Raw genomic sequence first — 17,615 nt, 5'->3', positions numbered from 1 at the left:
GCCCGCCATGAGCGGTACCGTCGCCCTCACCCCGGCCATCATCATCCACATCGCCATGGCCAGCGGCGCGCTGCTGCTGGGGCCGCCGGCGCTGACGCTCAGGAAGGGTTCGCGCGGCCACCGCGCCTTCGGCTACGCCTGGATCACGCTGATGCTGGCCGCGGCCGTCTCGGCCCTGTTCATCCGCGACTTCGAGCTGCCCAATATCGCCGGCTACACGCCGATCCATCTGCTGGTGCTGGCCGCCTTCTACGGCATCGGCCGCGCCATCTGGGCCATCGCGCGGGGCCGGGTGCGCGTCCACCGCATCGCCATGTGGAGCACCTATCTGGGCGCCTGCGTGACGGCCGGCGCCTTTGCCCTGCTGCCGCAGCGCTATCTCGGCCAGCTGCTGTGGCAGCAATGGCTGGGCTGGGTCTGAGCCGGCCCGCTGCGCAACAATGCGGCGCATCATGAGCCTGCCCCAACCGCTGCGCCGGCGCCTGGCCGCCCTGCCCTATGTGCTGCGCATGGCCCTGGCCACCCTGCTGTTCTCGGCCTGCCTGGGCCTGTTCATCCATGCGCTGTCGCGCCAGAGCCTGCATGGGAGCGTGGTCTATTCGCTGATCATCGGCCTGTTCTGCTGGAGCTTCATCGACGGCTCGCGGGTGCTGAGCGCCCGGCTGATGCGGCGCCTGTTCCCGCAGCGCCAGGAGCATCGCCATGGCTGGCCGGGTTGGCCGGTGATGCTGATCTGCCTGCTGGTCGCGGTGCCGCTGGCCTACGGCCTGGGCAGCGCGCTGGCGGACCGCTTGCTGGGCCTGCGCTCGCAGATGCTGTGGGACAGCCATTGGCGCGAGGTCTCGGGCGCCCTGCTGCTGTCGCTGCTGGCCTCGCTGCTGGCCACCGGCTTCTTCTACACGCGCGGCCGGCTGAATGCGGCGCAGACCGAGGCCGAGCAGGCGCGCCGGCAGGCGGCCGAGACCCAGCTGCGCCTGCTGGAATCGCAGCTGGAGCCGCACATGCTGTTCAACACCCTGGCCAATCTGCGCGTGCTGATCGCGCTCGACCCGCCGCGCGCCCAGGCCATGCTGGACCGCCTGATCGCCTTTCTGCGCGCCACGCTGAACGCCTCGCGCAGCGGCGAAACGCATGCGCTGAGCGAGGAGTTTGCCCGGTTGGCCGACTACCTGGCCCTGATGCAGGTGCGCATGGGCGAGCGGCTGCGCCCCGAGCTGCGGCTGCCGACCGAGCTGGCCACGCTGCCGGTGCCGCCGCTGCTGCTGCAGCCCCTGGTGGAGAACGCCATCAAGCATGGGCTGGAGCCCCATGTGAACGGCGGCGCGCTGATCGTCGAGGCACGGCGCGAGGCCGGCCTGCTGCGCCTGACGGTGCGCGACACCGGCGCCGGCCCGGGCCTGGGCGGCCCCGCCGGCACCGGCTTCGGCCTGGCGCAGGTGCGTGCCCGGCTCGCCACGCAATATGGCGCGGCCGCCGGCCTGCGCCTGGACGCCGCCGCCGACGGCGGCACCCTGGTCAGCCTGTGGCTGCCGCTATCGGAGGAATGAGTCCATGGACCTGCCGCCCCCCACCGCCCTGATCGCCGAGGACGAGACGCTGCTGGCCGAAGGCCTGCGGGCCGAGCTGGCCGCGCTGTGGCCCGAGCTGCAGGTCGTCGCGATGGCCACCCATGGCCAGGCCGCCCTGGAGGCGGCGCTGGCCCGGCGGCCGCAGATCCTGTTCCTGGACATCCGCATGCCCGGCATGAGCGGGCTCGAGGCGGCCCAGGCCCTGGCCGAGGACTGGCCCGAGGAGCAGCCCTTCCCCCTGCTGGTGTTCGTCACCGCCTACGACCAGTACGCCTTGAAGGCCTTCGAGCAGGCGGCGCTGGACTATGTGCTGAAGCCGGTGCAGCGCGAACGCCTGGCCCAGACCTGCGCGCGGCTGCAGGTGGCGCTGCGCCAGCGCCAGGACGGTTCGGCCGATGCCGCGGTGATGCAGTTGCGCCAGCTGCTGGCGGCACCGGGCGTGGTCCAGGCCCTGGGCCTGCCGGCGGCAGCGCCGGCGCCGCTGCGCGTGCTGCAGGTCGGCGTGGGCAGCAGCATCCTGATGGTGCCGGTGGAGGACGTGATCTATTTCGAGGCGGCGGACAAATATGTGCGCGTGCTCACCGCCGACAGGGAGCACCTGGTCCGCGCCTCGCTGCGCGAACTGCTGCCGCAGCTGGATGCGCAGCGCTTCTGGCAGGTGCACCGCAGCCTGGTGGTGCGCGCCGAGGCGATCGAGAGGGCCGAGCGCGACGAGGCGGGGCGGCTCAGCCTGCTGCTGCGCCAGCGACCCGAGCGGCTGGGGGTGAGCCGCATGTACGCGCACCGGTTCAAGGGGCTGTAGGCCGAAAACAAAAAAAGCCGCAGGGCTTGTGGCCATGCGGCTTGCTCCGAAGTCCGCGGGCACGGGCCCGCAAACATGGATTACTGGAAGTCGGCGCTCAGGGTCACCGAGAAGAAGCGCGGGGCACCCAGGTAATAGAACACGCTCTGCGCGGCGCGGTCGTTGTTATAGATCAGGCCATTGGTCACCGTGCCCGAACTCGGGTTGCGGTACTTCTCGTTGCCGAGGTTGCTGATGTTCATGCGCAGCTGGGTGTTGCTCAGCATGCCCACATTGCCGAAGTTGTAGCCGGCATCCAGGTCGAGGACGGTGTAGCTCGGCACCTCCTCGTCGTTCATCAGCGTGGCGTACTGCTTGCCGGTGTACTTGGCCTTCAGGCGCACGTAGTAGGGGCCGGAGGCGTACTGCAGCGAGGCGCCGATCATCTGCTCCGGCGTCAGGGTCATCTGCTTGCCGACGGTGGGCAGTTCCTTGTCCGTGCCGTCCGTGTTCCGACCGTACACGAAGTTGTCCTTGACCTTGCTCTTCTGCAGGGTCAGCGAGCCATAGGCCGTGAAGCCGCCCCAGAAGGTGGCCGAACCGGCTTCCAGCTCCAGACCGCGGTTGGCGGTGCGGCCGATGTTCTGGTAGGTCGAGACCTGGGTGTTCGGGTCGTAGGCGGTGGCCTGGCGGTCCTTGAAATCCGAGTTGAACACGGTGGCCGACAGCGAGCCCGCGCGGGTCTGCAGGCGGTAGCCGATGTCCGTCATGATCGAGGTTTCGGGCTTCACATCGATGATGGGAACCACGGCGCCGTTCAGGACGCGCACATTGGAGGCCATGAAGGCGAAGTTGGCCGGCGCCTTGAAGTTCTTGGCAACGTTCAGGAAGACCTGGCTGCTGCGATCCAGGTTGAAGCGCAGGCCCACCTGCGGCAGCACTTCGTCAAAGCTCTTCTTGATGTTGTAGCTCGGCAGGCGAGGCTTCACCGAGCTCGGTGCGGTCGGGTCGGTCGAGCCCTCGTTCTCGTAGCTCGTCACATCGCGGGTCACATGCGGCGTGCGCAGGCCCAGGCTCAGCATGCCGCGGTCGCCCATGAAGCTGATGTTGTCGCTCAGGTAGGCCTGGTAGGCGGTGCTGGTGGTGTCCGCGTTGCGGCCCTGGTAGCAGGTGCCGTCGGCGCGTTGGACGCAGCCGTCCTTCAGCCAGATGTCGGCGGGACGGCCCTCGTCCGTGATCTGCACCGCGGGCTGGGTCTGACGGTGGCTGGCACGCTCGTACCACAGGCCGGCCTTCAGGTAATGGTTGCCCTGCACGGTGCTCAGTTCGGCGGTCACGCCGGGGCGCTGGGTGCGGGTCTGGCTGGCGCGGGCGACGCGCCAGGTGTCCAGGGTGTCGCCGTCGCCGTTGATGTCGACCGGGCCGCCGATCAGACCGGTCGACTCGCGCAGCGCCTGCTCCGACCAGCCGCCATTGCCCAGGCCGTACCACAGATAGGGCTGGACCTTCAGATAGGTGTCCTCGGCCACCTTGAACGAGCCCGAGACCGAGACGATCGCGTTCTCGAACGGGTTCAGGGCCATGTCGTAGTAGGTGTTGACGAAACTGTTGGCGCTTTCCGTCTGTGGCGTGCCGTTCACCGGGGCCGGGCGTGCCTTGATCGTGGTCGAGTAGTCGAAGTAGTAGCCGTTGTCATTCAGCTCCTTCAGGCTCGGGTTGTAGATGTTGTTGTTGATCGCGCGGTTGTAGACCACCGAGCCCAGGATCACGTTGTCCTGGTTGATGTCGTAGCGGAAGGCCGCGTCGATATGGTCCTTCTTGGCCTCGCCCTTGCCCTTCCATTTGTCGGCCTGGGTGTGCGAGTAGCTCAGGAAGACCTTCAGCTTGTTGTCGGCAAAACGGCCGGAGTCGAAGCGCACGAAGGTGCGGGTCAGGTCCAGCTGCCCCAGGGTCTGGCTGACGCGGAAGCGGCGCTTGTCCTCGGGATCGCAGGTGGTGATGCTGATGTTGCCGCCGGTGGCGCCGGCATGCGGCGACTCGGCATCCGGGCTGCCCTGGGTCACGCTCTGGGTGCAAACGTTTTCCTGATCGACGTACTCCTGCGGATAGACCGCGAAGTTGCCCGAGTCGTTGACCGGCACGCCGTTGATCGTGAAGCCCAGCTGGTCGGAGTTGAAGCCGCGCACCGTCAGACCGCCGCCGAACAGGCCGGTCGCATCATGGTTGAAGGAGTTGATGCTGGGCAGCAGGGCCAGCGCCTGGTAGGGGTTGCCGGTGGCACGGTCCTTCTCGACCGCCGCCTTGGTGACGGTGCTGCGGCTCTTGGCCACATCCTCGTTCAGCATCTGGCCGGCGCCGAGCTTGTTGCCCTCGCCGACGATCGTGATCGTGCCCAGACGTACGGCGTCATCCTTGGCGCGCGGTGCCGCCTCGTCCTTGCCGGCGGTGTCCGCCGCGGTCTGAGCGAAGGCCGGTGCGGCGGCCAACAAAGCCACGGCCGCGCCGAGCGCGGTCCGCGTAAAGATCCAACGATTGCTATTCATCCAGATAACTCCTCAAACGAAAACGCAGACGGCCTTCCAAGGCCTGACGTTAAAAAAGTAGCGTCGAAGGAGTTCGCAAACGTTTGGCATCACGGCTTTCCACATAGAGGAATTGCCGCTTGAAAGACGCGAACGTTTGTGCCTGGGGCCTCCCGCCCTACCACCCACCCTCGACACTCAAGCTTTCATGCGCGCACCATCAGCGAGCCCATGCGAGCCGCAGCCGCAGAAGCAAGGACGATGCCTGGATCGCTGGGTCATGGGTCTGCGCCCTGCTCCAGCGACCATTTCAGTTTCGCCATGCAATATGTAGCGGCCGTGACATGCACGCCGCCGGTGCGCTGCCGCACCCGAATACAACAGCGCTGGCCGAGCCAGTTGCCGGCCTGCCTGCGCCCCCGGCGGGCCCGTGGATACGAGGCAAAACACCCCGCAGGCAAACGGGCGGCGGGCCGGGCGAAGGCGTGAAAGAAAGAGGCCCCGCGAATGCGGGGCCTGTGGTTTGCCGCCGACAGCCGACCCGCGGCCCGGCAATGATCAGAACTTCATGCGCAGGTTCAGGTAGTACTGGCGGCCGCTCTCATGCCAGTAGCCGGGCGCGTTCTCGCTGACCTCGTAGGTATGGCGCACCGGGTTGAGCAGGTTGGTGCCATCCAGATGGATGCTCAGGTCCTTGGTGATGCGGTAGCCCACCGAGGCCGACAGACTGCCGTAGCCCTTGTAGTAGCGCAGGCCGTTGTAGTTCACCGAGCCGTTGGCATTGGTCGTGACCGCATTGGTGCCGTTGCCAAAGAAGGCGTAGCCGTAGTCGCTGCGGTAGTTCCAGGCCAGGCTGGCCGAGAGCTTGTCGTCCTCGTAGTAGCCGCGCAGGTTGTAGGTCCACTTGGAGGTGCCGAGCAGCTCGACGCCATCCTTGTCCTCGGAATCGACATAGGTGCCGTTGACGCCGAAGCCGAAACCGGCACCGATGGGCATCTCCAGCGCAGCCTCCACGCCCTTGAGCTTGGCCTTGACGCCGACGCGCGAACTGACGTCATAGACCGTGTTCTTGCCCTGGGTGATGTTGAAGTACTCGATCTTGGAGACGCCGGCCTTCACATAGTTCTGCAGATGCTGCGAGAACACGCCCACCGAGAGCAGCGCGCGCGGCGCGAAGTACCAGCCCAGGGTGGCGTCCACATTGTTGGAGAGCACGGGCTTGAGCAGCGGGTTGCCGCTGCTGCCGATGAGCGTGGTGTCGTTGAGCGACACCGCGCCGGCCAGTTCGTTGTAGTTGGCCCGACCCAGCGAGCGCGAGGCCGAGGCGCGGGCGATCAGGTCGCGGCGCAGATCCCAGCGCAGGTTCATGCTGGGCAGCCATACCTTGTGCTCGGTGCTGGTCAGACGCGGCAGCCAGGTACCGAGCTTGGAGCCGACGATGGCACCGGGCACGGCACAAGGCTGCAGCGCCGCGCATTGGTTGAGCAGCTGATAGGACAGCGAATCCACCGAGGTGGTCACATGGCGCACGCCGGCATTGCCGCTGATGCTGGAACTCAGCTCGAACTCGCCCATCAGGTAGAACGCCTCGTTCTTTTCCCGGATCTCATAGGCGCTGGTCAGCGAACGGTTGAGCACCGGGTCCCAGTTCATGTATTTGGCACCGAACTCGCGCAACTGCTCGGGGGTGTAGCGGAACAGGTCTTGCGGGAGATTGGCATTCAGGCCGTCGGCCCAGTCCGAGGGATAGGCGCCGCCGGGCGACGGCAGGCTGCCGGGCGGGACGATATTGCCCAGAACCAGCTGGCCGCCGGTGGCTTGAAGAAAAGTCTGCCCCTGGTCGAGGGCGTTCCAGCGCCCGCCGTTCACGCCGTAGCTGCGCGTGTGCTTGGCACCGCGCGCGCCCCATTTGACGGCAGTGAACATCGAGTTCGTCGGCAGGTATTCGGCGTCGAGGTGGAAGTAGTTCTCCTTGTCCTTGGAGAGTGCCGAGGCCGCCGTGTTGGACATCAGCACGAAGTTGGCCGGGTTGCTCATGTCGATGGGCTGGCCGGTGGCCGAGTTCAGCAGGGTCCAGTCGGTGGGCCGCGAGCCGTTGATGCCGTAGCTCAGGTTCGGATTGAGCAGGCCGAAGGTCATCTGCGGCTGGGTCTTGGTCTCGCCGCGGCCTTCGGTGGTGCCCAGGCGGGTGCGGAAGCTCAGGCGCTCGGTGGGCTTGAACTTCATGTCCAGGTCATAGAAGGAGCTCAGCGACTCGGCACCGTCGCGCAGGATCTGGTCGTACTCGAAGCCGATCACGCGCTGGGAGGCCGGCGTGGCGCCTGTCATCCCGGGCACGGCCGGGATGTTGGCCGGTCGCTCCAGGCGCGCACCGGTGATCACGTTGCCGTCGAACTTGGCATCGCGGATCAGCCAGCCCGCATTCACCAGGGCGGTGGGCAGCGCAAAGCCCGAGGTGTTGAGGTTGTTGGCCTTGAGCGTGCTGCGGAAGCCGCTGACCGTCGCCTCGAACTTGTCGCTGGGCCGGGCCTGCAACACCACCGAGGCGCCGGTGCGCTCGCGCGAACCCGTGAACATGGCGTTGTTGATGCTGCCGGGCATGCGCTTGCCGGCCAGCTCCGGGTTGCCCGAGGCAGCGGCCTGCGCCGTGGTGATGCTGCCATAGCTGAAGACCTCCTGGCCGTCGCGGCGCAGGTGGCGGTCCTCGCGGTAAGCCTGCAGCAGCACCCCCAGCGTGCTGTCCTCGTTCTTCCAGGCAATCAGGCCGCTGAATTGCGGATCCACCTTGTTCGGCAGATCGGCATACACGGCGCCCAGCGCCACTTCGCCGCTGAGCGGCTTCTTGAAGTCCAGCGGCTTGCGCAAAATGATGTCCACGCTGCCCGAGATGCCGCCCTCGGTGAGGTCGGCGCGCTGGGTCTTGTAGACGATGCTCTGGCCGATCAGTTGCGAAGGCAGCAGGCTTGCACCCACCGAGCGGCCGCTGCCGATCTGGTCGCCCACATGCCAGTCGCCGGACGACAGCGCATGGCCGTTGACCGTCACCAGGTTCAGGTTGGGGCTGGTGCCGCGAATGGAGACGCGCTCGGCCTCATCCATCGCCAGCGCGCCGCCGAACTGCACGTTCACGCCGGGCAGGCGCGACAGCGCGTCGGCGATGTTCTTGTCGGGCATCTTGCCCACGTCCTCGGCCGACACCACCTCCACATTGGTGTCGGCATTGCGCTTGGTGTCGATCGACTTCTCGATCGAGGCGCGGATGCCGGTGACCACCACCTGCTCAAGCTTGTTGCCATTGCCTTTCTCGGTCTCGGCAGCCTCGGCAGCCTTCTTCGCGGCGGCCGCATCGGCCGTCTGTGCCAGGCTGGCCACGCTCCACAGCAGCAGACCGACCGCGGTGGCGATATGGCTGGGGCGAAAATTGTGGGGGAAGCTGCTCATCTTGCGGGTCTCTCCGTTGTTGTCAGGTCGCTCGCGCGCCGCACCCGCCCACAAACAAGACCAATAAAGACCAATTGATCATGATTACGGCAGGATTTCAGAGTAGGCAGGCGTATTTCCATGCCTGCCGACGATTGCATCCATACCATTGGACTACTTATATTTGACAAATAGCATGCCAATCGAAGACCCATCCATGAACCACGGTTATGCTGCGCCGCCGAAATCGACGCTGATTTCATTGGCTGCGGCTCGCCGGATTCAGTGTTTTCCCTTGGTCCGCCTCTAAACTTGCTGACGCCAAGCTGACAAGTGGAGCCCGCCATGACCTTGAAGCAAGTGACCCGCGTCCGGCGCTGGCTGGTGCTGCATGGCCGTCAACATCCCGTCGAGGTGCAGGCCTGGGATCTGGTGCTGATCTGCTGGGTGATGAGCTGGATGAGCCTGCCCAGCCTGCTGCTCACCGGCTTCTGGCCGATGCTGCCGCTGTGCCTGGCCGCCTTCCTGCTGCCTTCGCTCTATGCCCGCGTGCGCCAGCGCCTGCATCGCGCCGGCCGTCTGCGTTGCGACTGGCTGACGGCACTCTGAGCGCGGACCGATCGGCGCCCCCACAAGGCAACAAGCCCTCGCGATGCGAGGGCTTGTTGCCTTGGCGTGCTGCGGTGGGCTGTCGGGAAGACGCCGTCAGTGCAGCAGGCCGATCCATTCGCCCGCGCTCTGATAGCGCTGGGCCAGTTGCAGGGCCAGTTCGCGCAGCAGCAGGCAGCCGCTGGCATGGGCCGCGGCCAGGCGCTCGAAGGCATAGAGCCGGTCGTACAGCATGCGCGTGGGCTGCAGCGGCAGGCTCTCGCGGCGCATCAGCTCCTGGAAGGCCTGCAGCTGTTCGGCCGAGACCGGGCCCGCGATCGGCAGCCCCAGGTCCGGCAGTTCCACCAGGGCCATGCCCTGCCCCGCGTCGGCGGACGCTTCCAGCGAGGGGCGGTTCTGGGCGGGAATCAGGTGCAGCGGGATCATCATGGCGGGCCTCGGCGAGGAACGGCGAATAGGCTGATGATGCCGAGGCGCAGCCAAACTTAAGCCGGAAAAAGGCGGCATTCCAGCGCCTGTTTCCGTGCAAGCCGCGCCCGCGCCGGGTCGGACGCTCAGGGCTTGGCCCGATGCACCACCGGCCCGGTGGCGCGGATGAAGTCGTCGAGCTTGCCGCACCATTGCGCCGAGGGCGTCTCCAGGTCCTCCAGCGACAGCACCCGGATGCCGGCGTCCGCCAGCATCTTGTCGGAGGCGCCGTTCAGCGCCACCTGATGCGACTTCTTCTCCAGGTACACCACCTGCGCGATGCCCACCTGGATGATGGACTGCACACAGCGCGGGCAGGGGAACTGCGTCGTGTAGATCGTGCTGCCGGTCAGCGGCAGCACCACGCAGTTCAGGATCGCATTGACCTCGGCATGCACGATATAGCTGTGGCGCGACTGCAGCGGGTCGGCATCGTTGTCGGCCCAGTACGAGGGATCGGCATCGTCGCAGCCGCGCGGCAGGCCGTTGTAGCCCACGCCGACGATCTTGTTGTCCACGCTGGCGATGCAGGCGCCGTTGCGCTTGCGGTAATCCTTGGAACGGGCCGCGGCCAGCAGGGCCACGCCCATGAACATCGAATGCCAGGAAATCAGCGGGCTGCTGTGCTGTGAGAAATCGTCTTGCATGAATGATCGTGCGATGAAGCGGTCGGCAATGCGGCTGCGCGCTGGGCAGTCTAGCCGAGCCGTCTCGGCCTCGCCCGGCGTATCGCCGCCGACTTCCTAGAATGCGGGCCATGACCCTGCACGAGATGCTCGAAAAATCGATCTGGGGCCGCCAGCTCGGCGCGGCCGAAATGCAGCGGGTGCATGCCGAGGCGCGCGAGCGCCGGGTCGCGGCCGGCCAGCCGATGGTGCGCATGGGCGAGCCGGCCGAGCATTGGGTCGGGCTGATCAGCGGCTTCGGCAAGATGAGCATCCTCAGCCCCTGCGGCCGCGAGACCGCGCTGATCGGCACCGCCCCCGGCGGCTGGTTCGGCGAGGGCACGCTGATCAAGCGCGGCCGCTGGCAGTACGACGGCATGGCGCTGCGCGACTGCCATCTGGCCCTGCTGCCGCGCGACAGCTTCGAATGGCTGCGCGCCACCAGCCTGCCCTTCAACCATTATCTGCAGCAGCTGATGAGCGCCCGCATGGGCTTCTTCATCGCCCAGCTCTGCAACGACCGGCTGCTCGATTCCACCGCGCGCGTGGCGCGCAGCCTGGCCGGGCTCTACAACCCCGAGCTCTACCCCGAGCCGGGCCTGTTCCTCGACCTGCGCCAGGCCGAGGTGGCCCAGCTGGCCGGCGTCTCGCGCCAGCGCGCCAACGCGGCGCTGCAGATCCTGGAGGAGGCCGGCCTGATCGGGGTCGGCCGGCGCGGCATCGAGGTGCTGAGCCTGCGGGGCCTGCGCGAATACGCGTCACCCCCTGCGGCACACGGACCGACTGAATTGCCCCGCGGATGCCGCTGATCCGGCGCCGCCGGGCAGCCGGCATCGCCCCCTGAAGGGGGCGCGTGTAGCGCTAGGGGGTGGACCTATCCGGCCAGCGCCGGCGTCGTGATCTCGCCCGGCACGCGCTGGCGCGCGAACAGCGTGTACATGATCGGCACGACGAAGATGGTCAGCAGGGTGCCGAAGCTCATGCCGCCCACGATCACCCAGCCGATCTGCTGACGGCTCTCGGCGCCCGCGCCGCTGGCCAGCGCCAGCGGGATCGCGCCCAGCACCATCGCGCCGGTGGTCATCAGGATCGGCCGCAGACGCAGCGCCGAGGCCTCGATCACCGCCTCGGTCAGGGCCTTGCCCTGCTGGCGCAGCTGGTTGCTGAACTCGACGATCAGGATGCCATGCTTGGTGATCAGGCCCACCAGGGTGATCAGGCCGATCTGCGAGTAGACGTTCAGGGTGCCGCCGCTCCACTGCAGCGCCGCCAGCGCGCCCACCATCGACAGCGGCACCGCCAGCATGATCACAAAGGGATCGATGAAGCTCTCGAACTGCGCCGCCAGCACCAGGAAGATGAACAGCAGGGCCAGCACGAACACCAGGCCCAGCGCGCCGCTGCTGCTCCTGAACTCGCGCGACACACCGTTCAGCTCGGTCGCATAGCCCATCGGCAGGATCTCGCGCGCCTGCGCGTCCATGAAGGCCAGCGCCTCGCCCAGCGCGTAGCCGGGCGCCAGGTTGGCGGTGATCGAGACCGAGCGGCGCTGGTTGAAGTGGTTCAGCTCGCGCGGGCTGACCGCCTCGCGCACCTTCACCAGGCTGGACAGCGGGATCATCGTGTCGCCGCGGCCGCGCACGAACAGCTTCTCGATGTGCTCGGGCGTGGTGCGGCCGGAGTTCTGGGTCTGCACGATCACGTCGTACTGCTCGGCGTCGCGCTTGTAGCGCGTCACGTTGCGTCCGCCCAGCATGGTCTCGACCGTGCGCGCGACCTGGTCGACATTGACGCCCAGATCGGCCGCGCGCTCGCGGTCCACCTCCATGAAGACCTCGGGCTTGTTCAGGCGCAGGTCGTTGTCGGGCTGCACGAAACCGGGATTCTTGGCCAGCGCGGCCATGAACTGCTGGGTCACATTGGCCAGGTTGGCATAGCTGTCGCTGGTGACGATCACGTAGTTGATCGAGCGCTCGCGAAAGCCCTGGCCCAGGCTGGGCGGCGTCACCGGGAACACCGTGATGCCCGGCAGACCGGCCAGCTGCGGCTGCAGCTTGCGCGCCAGCTCCTGGGTGCTGATGCTGCGATCGGCCCAGTCCACGGTGCGCAGGATGGCGGTGGCCTGGGACACGGTCGAACCGCCGGCAAACAGGAAGCGTCGGTCGAACTCGGGGTAGCCAGCGCCGATGCGCTCGATCGCGTCCAGATAGCGCGCGGTGAACTCCAAGGTCGCGCCGTCCGGCGCGCTGACCGGCATGAAGATCACGCCGCGGTCCTCCAGCGGCGCCAGCTCGCTCTTGGCATGCGTGAACAGCCACCAGCTGTAGGCGCCCGAGGCCAGCATCACCGCCACCACCAGCCAGCGCGTGCGCAGCGCGAAGCGCAGGGCCGCGGCATAGCGCGCGCTGATCCAGACCAGCACGCCTTCCATGCCGCGGTCGAAGCGCGTCGGATGGTGGTTGTGGCGCAGCAGCTTGCTGCACATCATCGGCGTCAGGGTCAGCGCGACGAAGCCCGACACGATCACCGCGCCGGCCAGCGTCAGCGCGAACTCGACGAACAGCCGCCCGGTGCGGCCCGGCGTGAAGGCCAGCGGCGCGAACACCGCGGCCAGGGTCATGGTCATCGCGACCACCGCGAAGCCGATCTCCTTGGCGCCCTTCAAGGCGGCCTGGAAGGGGCTCAGGCCCTCCTCGATATGGCGGAAGATGTTCTCCAGCACCACGATCGCATCGTCCACCACCAGGCCGATCGCCAGCACCAGGGCCAGCAGGGTCAGGGTGTTGACCGTGAAGCCGGCCGCCGCCATCAGCGCGAACGAGCCGATCAGGCTCACCGGAATCGTCACCAGCGGAATGATCGAGGCGCGCAAGGTGCGCAGGAACAGGAACACCACCAGCGCCACCAGCACCACCGCCTCGGCGATCGTGTGATAGACCGACTTGATCGAGCGGTCGATGAAAACCGAGTTGTCATTGGCCGGCAGCACCTTGACCGAATCCGGCAGGTCCTGCTGCAGGCGCGGCATCATCTCGCGCACGCCGGCCGACACCTCCAGCGGATTCGCCGTGGCCTGGCGGATCACGCCCAGCGACACCGAGGGCACGCCGTTCAGGCGCACGCGCGAGCGCTCGCTGGCCGCGGCCTCCTCGATGCGCGCCACGTCCTTCAGCCGCACCGTGAAGCCGCTGGCCTGCTTCAGCGCCACCTCGGCAAACTGCGGCACCGTGTTCAGGTCGGTGCGTGCGGTGACGTTGAACTCGCGCTGCTGGCTCTCGATGCGCCCGGCCGGCACCTCCAGGTTCTGGCGGCGCAGCGCGTCCTCGACGTCCTGCACGGTCAGCTTGTAGGCGGCCAGGCGATCCGGGTCCAGCCAGACGCGCATCGAATACTTGCGGTCGCCGCCGATCTGCACGTCGGCCACGCCGGGCACGGTCTGCAGGCGCGGCTTGACGACGCGGTTCACCAGATCGGTGATCTGCAGCGGGTCCAGCGTGTCGCTCGTGAAGGCCAGCCAGATGGTCGGCGTCGCATCGGCCTCCACCTTGGCCACCACCGGCTCGTCCACCGCGTCGGGCAGGCGGCTGCGCACGCGCGAGACGCGGTCGCGCACATCGGCGGCCGCGTCGTCGGGATTCTTCTCCAGCTTGAAACGCACCGTGATCTGGCTCTGCTCGGAGCGCGAGATCGAGGTCAGGATGTCGACGCCGTCGATGCCGGCGATCGAATCCTCCAGCGGCTTGGTGACCTGGGTTTCGATCACCTCCGAGGAGGCGCCCACCAGACGCGTGCTGACCGTCACCACCGGCTCGTCGATGCGCGGGTACTCGCGCAGCGAGAGCTTGCCGAAGGACACCAGGCCCACCAGCACCAGCAGCAGGGACATCACCGTCGCGAAGACCGGCCGGCGGATCGAGGTTTCCGAGATGCGCATCGCGCCCTCCTTCAGCGGCCAGTTGCCATGCTGGCCGCGCTGGCCGCGCCGGCACCGGCCCTGGCCTGCCCCGGCCTGTCCAGCTCGATCACCTTGACCGGCTGCGACTCGCCGCGCATCAGCCGCGCCTGGCCGGCCGTCACCACCAGATCGCCGGCCTTGACGCCCTCCAGCAGTTCCACCTTGCCCGGCACCCGGATGCCCAGCTTGGCCTCGATGCGCTCGGACATCAGGCTTCCCTTGCCGTCCCGGCCGGGCGCCAGCTTGACGATGTACTGCTTGCCGCCCTGCGGCACCAGGGCCTCCTCGGGCACGACGAGCGCCTGCTCGCGCAGCGCGAACACCACCCGCACCCGGGCGAACAGGCCGCTGCGCAGCATGCCCGTGTCGCCCTGCACCCGCGCGCGCACCAGCATCGAACGGCCATTGGCGTCGAGCTGCGCATCCAGCGCCTCGATGCGCGCCTTGAACTCGCGGCCCGGCAGCGCGTCCAGGCCCATCGACACATCCTGCCCCAGGCGCAGCTGCGGCACGAAACGCTCGGGCAGGCGGAAGTCCACCCACATCGTCGAGGCATCCTCGACGCTGATCAGCTCGGTGCCGTCCTTCACATAGTCGCCCAGGTTCACCATGCGGATGCCGGCCACGCCATCAAAGGGCGAGCGCACCTGCAGGCGCTCCAGCTGCGCGCGGGCCAGGGCCACCTGGGCCTCGGCGACCTTCAGGGTGGCCTCGGCCTGATCCACCACGCTCGGCGAGACGAAGCTCTGCGCCAGCAGCTCGCGGTTGCGCTGCAGCTGGGTGCTAGCGATGCCCTGCTGGGCCTCGGCCTGCTGCAGCTGCGCGGCCTGCAAGGCGTCGTCCAGCTGCACCAGCAGCTGGCCGCGCCGGACGCGCTGGCCGTCGGTGAAACCGAGCTTGGTGATGCGGCCGCTGACCTCGGGCTTCAGCACCACCGACTGGCGCGCCCGCAGCGTGCCCACCGCCTGGGCATCATCGGCCAGGCCGAGCGCCTGCACCCGACCCACCTCCACACTCGCCGGCCCGCCCGGACCTCCCGAGCGAGCGCCGGACGCGCTGTTCACGGTGGCCGCCGCGGCCTGGGCGGGCTGTTTCTGCCACCACCAGGCCAGGACACTCAGCCCGGCAAGCGCGACCACCGCAACGACGCTATGTAGTTTTCTCATGCTCATGCACTCATGCACTTTTCTCCGACCGCGCACTGTAGCGGCGAATACATGCTGTTGCAGTTGGGGAGCGGCGGGTTTAGGGCTGAAATCGGGAAGGAAGGGGATGAATTCCGCGCCGGGGCGGATAACGCACGCCGCGCGCCTGCGGGCGGCGCTTCAGAGCGAGGCCACGCCCTTGTTGGCCAGCGCGTCGGCGCGCTCGTTGCCCGGGTCGCCGGCATGGCCCTTGACCCAGCGCCAGTCGACCTCGTGCAGCTTGCGCAGGGCGTCCAGGCGCTGCCACAGCTCGGTGTTCTTGACCGGCTTGCCGTCGGCCGTCTTCCAGCCGCGGCGCTGCCAGCCGGCGATCCACTCGGTCATGCCCTTGCGCACATACTCGCTGTCGGTATAGATGGTGATCTTGCAGCTGCGCTTCAGCGAGGCCAGCGCCTCGATCACCGCGGTCAGCTCCATGCGGTTGTTGGTGGTGTTGCGCTCGCCGCCGAACATTTCCTTCTCGTGGCCGCCGGCCGACAGCCAGGCGCCCCAGCCGCCGGGGCCCGGATTGCCCTTGCAGGCGCCGTCGGTATAGATGGTGACCAGCGGCTTGGCAATGCTCACCGCGGGCTTGGTCTCAGTCGTCATGAATGTCTTGGTTGTGATGTTGATGCAGGGCCACCGCCGCGCGGGCCTTGGGTGCACGCGCCTTCTGGCGCGCCAGCCCGACCAGGCGCATGCCGTGCACGCGCTTGATCGCCGAGACGAAATAGCTGGCGCCCAGCACGGGCCACCAGCGCTTACCCACGCCCTCCAGCCAATGCCAGCGCGTCAGCCATTGCTCGCTCTTCAGCGGTGGCGCATAGGCGCCGAACTGCGCGCCGTCGATCTCGAAGCTCAAGAGGCGCAGCCAGTCGCGCAAGCGCCAGTAGCCGATGAAGTCGCCCACGCCAGGCAGGTAAAGCTGCTTGCTGGTGCCAGGCAGACGCGCGTGCAGCCGGCCCAGATTCTGCCTCAGCCCCCAGGCGCTGGCCGGATTGATGCCGGCGATCACCAGCCGCCCCTCGGGACGCAGCACCCGCTCCACCTCGCGCAGGGTGCGATGCGGATCGGGCGCGAATTCCAGCGTGTGCGGCAGCACCACCAGGTCCAGGCTGGCCGCCTCGAAGGGCAGCGCATCGAATTCGCAGTACAGCGAGGCCCCGCCGGCGGCGCTCGGGCCGACCGGCCGGCTGTCCGCGCCGAACTGACCGAAACCGCTCTGCACGCCTTCGATCGGCGGCACGCTGGCATGCCAGTCGCAGCCGGCCTGGCCCAGGCCGTCCAGCGCCAGCCAGCGGTGCGGCATGCGGTTGGCGCGCAGGCCCTGCAGCTCGGGCAGCCCGAGCTGCAGCGCGTGGAAGCCGAACATATCGGCCACGGCCTGGTCCAGCCGCGCCTGCTCCCAGGCCAGCAGGTAACGGCCCGGCGGGGTCCGCAGCCAGGCGGCCAACTCTACAATCGCTGCTTCACGCGTCATGGAACTCTTGCATGGGCCTTGAACTGGTCGCACTGCCCGCCTTCACGGACAACTACATCTGGATGCTGCACGACGGCACGCAGGCCCTGGTGGTCGACCCCGGCGAGGCCGCACCGGTGCTGGAGGCGCTGGATCGCCTCGGGCTAAGCCTCGCCGGCATTCTAGTGACCCATCATCATGGCGACCATGTCGGCGGCCTGGCCGCGCTGGGCGCGCGCCTGCGGGGGCCCGTCCACGGCCCGGCGCGGGAGCGCATCCCCGTCCCGCTGCTCGCCCATCGGGACGGCGCCTGCTTCGAGCTGCTGGGCCAGCGCATCCGCGTGATCGACGTGCCCGGGCACACGGCGGGCCACATCGCCTTCTATATAGAGACGCCCGGCGACGGCGGCGCGCCCATCCTGTTCTGCGGCGACACCCTGTTCTCCGGCGGCTGCGGCCGCCTCTTCGAGGGCACGCCGGCACAGATGCTGGCCTCGCTGGACCGGCTGGCCGCCCTCCCCGGGAATACCCGGGTGTGCTGCGCGCATGAATACACCTTGTCGAATCTGCGCTTTGGGCAGACCATTGAGCCCGCGAACAAGGCGCTCGCCGACTACCGGGTCTGGTGCGAGGCCCGCCGCGCGCAAGATCTGCCGACCCTGCCGTCCACCATCCGGCAGGAACAAGCCATCAATCCTTTCCTGCGTTGCGACGAGCCGGCCGTCCGGGCCGCCGCCGGCACGCAAGCCTCCTTGACCGCGCTCGCCGATCGCGTCGCGGTGTTCGCCACGCTCCGGCAATGGAAGAACGAGTTCAGATGACATCGCCTATTGCTCCCGATTTCGCTCCCGATTTCGCCCCCGCCCGCGCCCGGCCCCGCCTTCACGCCCTCGCCGTCGCATCGCTGGCCGCCCTGCTGAGCGCCTGCGCCAGCCTGCCGCCGCCGCCGGCCGCCGACGCTGCGGCCGCGCCGCCCCCCGCGGC

General features: G+C 68.0%; 14 protein-coding genes. 6 read left to right on the top strand and 8 right to left on the bottom strand.

The window, feature by feature from the left end; translation table 11 throughout:
* Positions 1 to 7 precede the first annotated feature (7 nt).
* Genes AC07OQ_RS20670 through AC07OQ_RS20660 form a run of 3 tightly spaced genes read left to right on the top strand, consistent with a single transcriptional unit; the run spans position 8 to position 2,370 of the window.
* Positions 8 to 421, top strand: coding sequence for a DUF2306 domain-containing protein (locus tag AC07OQ_RS20670; protein ID WP_495055030.1), 414 nt, complete (start codon positions 8 to 10; stop codon positions 419 to 421).
* 31 nt (positions 422 to 452) lie between these two features.
* Complete coding sequence (locus AC07OQ_RS20665) at positions 453 to 1,547, top strand: sensor histidine kinase (protein ID WP_495055029.1); 1,095 nt, start codon at positions 453 to 455, stop codon at positions 1,545 to 1,547.
* A 4-nt stretch (positions 1,548 to 1,551) separates the two neighbouring features.
* Positions 1,552 to 2,370: a LytR/AlgR family response regulator transcription factor gene (locus AC07OQ_RS20660; protein ID WP_495055028.1), complete on the top strand. Its 819-nt coding sequence runs from the start codon at positions 1,552 to 1,554 to the stop codon at positions 2,368 to 2,370.
* An 80-nt stretch (positions 2,371 to 2,450) separates the two neighbouring features.
* On the opposite strand, the gene AC07OQ_RS20655 is transcribed toward AC07OQ_RS20660, so the two are convergent.
* Together AC07OQ_RS20655 and AC07OQ_RS20650 are read right to left on the bottom strand one after the other, a co-directional pair.
* On the bottom strand, positions 2,451 to 4,892 hold the full coding sequence (locus AC07OQ_RS20655; RefSeq protein ID WP_495055027.1) for a TonB-dependent receptor: 2,442 nt from the start codon (positions 4,890 to 4,892) through the stop codon (positions 2,451 to 2,453).
* A gap of 537 nt (positions 4,893 to 5,429) precedes the next feature.
* Entirely contained in the window at positions 5,430 to 8,312 is a 2,883-nt protein-coding gene (locus tag AC07OQ_RS20650; RefSeq protein ID WP_495055026.1) for a TonB-dependent receptor, read from the bottom strand.
* Between the two features lie 324 nt (positions 8,313 to 8,636).
* Here AC07OQ_RS20650 and AC07OQ_RS20645 point away from each other — a divergent pair, with 324 nt between their 5' ends.
* The gene (locus AC07OQ_RS20645; protein WP_495055025.1) at positions 8,637 to 8,900 is read left to right on the top strand and encodes a hypothetical protein; all 264 of its coding nucleotides are present in this window, start codon (positions 8,637 to 8,639) and stop codon (positions 8,898 to 8,900) included.
* A gap of 96 nt (positions 8,901 to 8,996) precedes the next feature.
* Here the strand turns inward: AC07OQ_RS20645 and AC07OQ_RS20640 are convergent, their stop codons facing one another.
* A complete protein-coding gene (locus AC07OQ_RS20640; protein ID WP_495055024.1) occupies positions 8,997 to 9,329 on the bottom strand; it encodes a hypothetical protein in 333 nt (110 codons plus the stop codon).
* A gap of 125 nt (positions 9,330 to 9,454) precedes the next feature.
* Positions 9,455 to 10,015: a deoxycytidylate deaminase gene (locus AC07OQ_RS20635; RefSeq protein WP_495055023.1), complete on the bottom strand. Its 561-nt coding sequence runs from the start codon at positions 10,013 to 10,015 to the stop codon at positions 9,455 to 9,457.
* 110 nt (positions 10,016 to 10,125) lie between these two features.
* Between AC07OQ_RS20635 and AC07OQ_RS20630 the strand changes: the two genes are divergently transcribed.
* Positions 10,126 to 10,842, top strand: a complete 717-nt coding sequence (locus tag AC07OQ_RS20630; RefSeq protein WP_495055022.1) for a Crp/Fnr family transcriptional regulator — start codon at positions 10,126 to 10,128, stop codon at positions 10,840 to 10,842.
* 65 nt (positions 10,843 to 10,907) lie between these two features.
* On the opposite strand, the gene AC07OQ_RS20625 is transcribed toward AC07OQ_RS20630, so the two are convergent.
* From AC07OQ_RS20625 to AC07OQ_RS20610, 4 genes are all read right to left on the bottom strand, one after another.
* Positions 10,908 to 13,967, bottom strand: coding sequence for an efflux RND transporter permease subunit (locus AC07OQ_RS20625; RefSeq protein ID WP_495055021.1), 3,060 nt, complete (start codon positions 13,965 to 13,967; stop codon positions 10,908 to 10,910).
* A gap of 11 nt (positions 13,968 to 13,978) precedes the next feature.
* On the bottom strand, positions 13,979 to 15,154 hold the full coding sequence (locus AC07OQ_RS20620; RefSeq protein ID WP_495055020.1) for an efflux RND transporter periplasmic adaptor subunit: 1,176 nt from the start codon (positions 15,152 to 15,154) through the stop codon (positions 13,979 to 13,981).
* A gap of 159 nt (positions 15,155 to 15,313) precedes the next feature.
* Entirely contained in the window at positions 15,314 to 15,781 is a 468-nt protein-coding gene (rnhA, locus tag AC07OQ_RS20615) for a ribonuclease HI (RefSeq protein ID WP_495055019.1), read from the bottom strand.
* Positions 15,771 to 16,652: a class I SAM-dependent methyltransferase gene (locus AC07OQ_RS20610; RefSeq protein ID WP_495055018.1), complete on the bottom strand. Its 882-nt coding sequence runs from the start codon at positions 16,650 to 16,652 to the stop codon at positions 15,771 to 15,773. The genes rnhA and AC07OQ_RS20610 overlap by 11 nt, the downstream gene beginning before the upstream one ends.
* Positions 16,653 to 16,663: 11 nt before the next feature.
* Between AC07OQ_RS20610 and gloB the strand changes: the two genes are divergently transcribed.
* Entirely contained in the window at positions 16,664 to 17,452 is a 789-nt protein-coding gene (gloB, locus tag AC07OQ_RS20605; RefSeq protein ID WP_495055017.1) for a hydroxyacylglutathione hydrolase, read from the top strand.
* The last annotated feature ends 163 nt before the right edge of the window (positions 17,453 to 17,615 follow it).

This window comes from Roseateles sp. GW821-FHT09B06 (assembly GCF_059418245.1).
This window is presented reverse-complemented; position numbering and strand designations above follow the sequence as displayed.

What these genes read in the sequence shown, in the direction of transcription:
- AC07OQ_RS20645 (WP_495055025.1), top strand. Translation starts at nt 8,637, where the DNA reads ATGACCTTGAAGCAAGTGACCCGCGTCCGGCGCTGGCTGGTGCTGCAT.
- AC07OQ_RS20630 (WP_495055022.1), top strand. Translation starts at nt 10,126, where the DNA reads ATGACCCTGCACGAGATGCTCGAAAAATCGATCTGGGGCCGCCAGCTC.
- gloB (WP_495055017.1), top strand. Translation starts at nt 16,664, where the DNA reads ATGGGCCTTGAACTGGTCGCACTGCCCGCCTTCACGGACAACTACATC.
- AC07OQ_RS20610 (WP_495055018.1), bottom strand. Translation starts at nt 16,652, where the DNA reads ATGACGCGTGAAGCAGCGATTGTAGAGTTGGCCGCCTGGCTGCGGACC.
- AC07OQ_RS20660 (WP_495055028.1), top strand. Translation starts at nt 1,552, where the DNA reads ATGGACCTGCCGCCCCCCACCGCCCTGATCGCCGAGGACGAGACGCTG.
- AC07OQ_RS20650 (WP_495055026.1), bottom strand. Translation starts at nt 8,312, where the DNA reads ATGAGCAGCTTCCCCCACAATTTTCGCCCCAGCCATATCGCCACCGCG.
- rnhA (WP_495055019.1), bottom strand. Translation starts at nt 15,781, where the DNA reads ATGACGACTGAGACCAAGCCCGCGGTGAGCATTGCCAAGCCGCTGGTC.
- AC07OQ_RS20625 (WP_495055021.1), bottom strand. Translation starts at nt 13,967, where the DNA reads ATGCGCATCTCGGAAACCTCGATCCGCCGGCCGGTCTTCGCGACGGTG.
- AC07OQ_RS20665 (WP_495055029.1), top strand. Translation starts at nt 453, where the DNA reads ATGAGCCTGCCCCAACCGCTGCGCCGGCGCCTGGCCGCCCTGCCCTAT.
- AC07OQ_RS20655 (WP_495055027.1), bottom strand. Translation starts at nt 4,892, where the DNA reads ATGAATAGCAATCGTTGGATCTTTACGCGGACCGCGCTCGGCGCGGCC.
- AC07OQ_RS20670 (WP_495055030.1), top strand. Translation starts at nt 8, where the DNA reads ATGAGCGGTACCGTCGCCCTCACCCCGGCCATCATCATCCACATCGCC.
- AC07OQ_RS20620 (WP_495055020.1), bottom strand. Translation starts at nt 15,154, where the DNA reads ATGAGAAAACTACATAGCGTCGTTGCGGTGGTCGCGCTTGCCGGGCTG.
- AC07OQ_RS20635 (WP_495055023.1), bottom strand. Translation starts at nt 10,015, where the DNA reads ATGCAAGACGATTTCTCACAGCACAGCAGCCCGCTGATTTCCTGGCAT.
- AC07OQ_RS20640 (WP_495055024.1), bottom strand. Translation starts at nt 9,329, where the DNA reads ATGATGATCCCGCTGCACCTGATTCCCGCCCAGAACCGCCCCTCGCTG.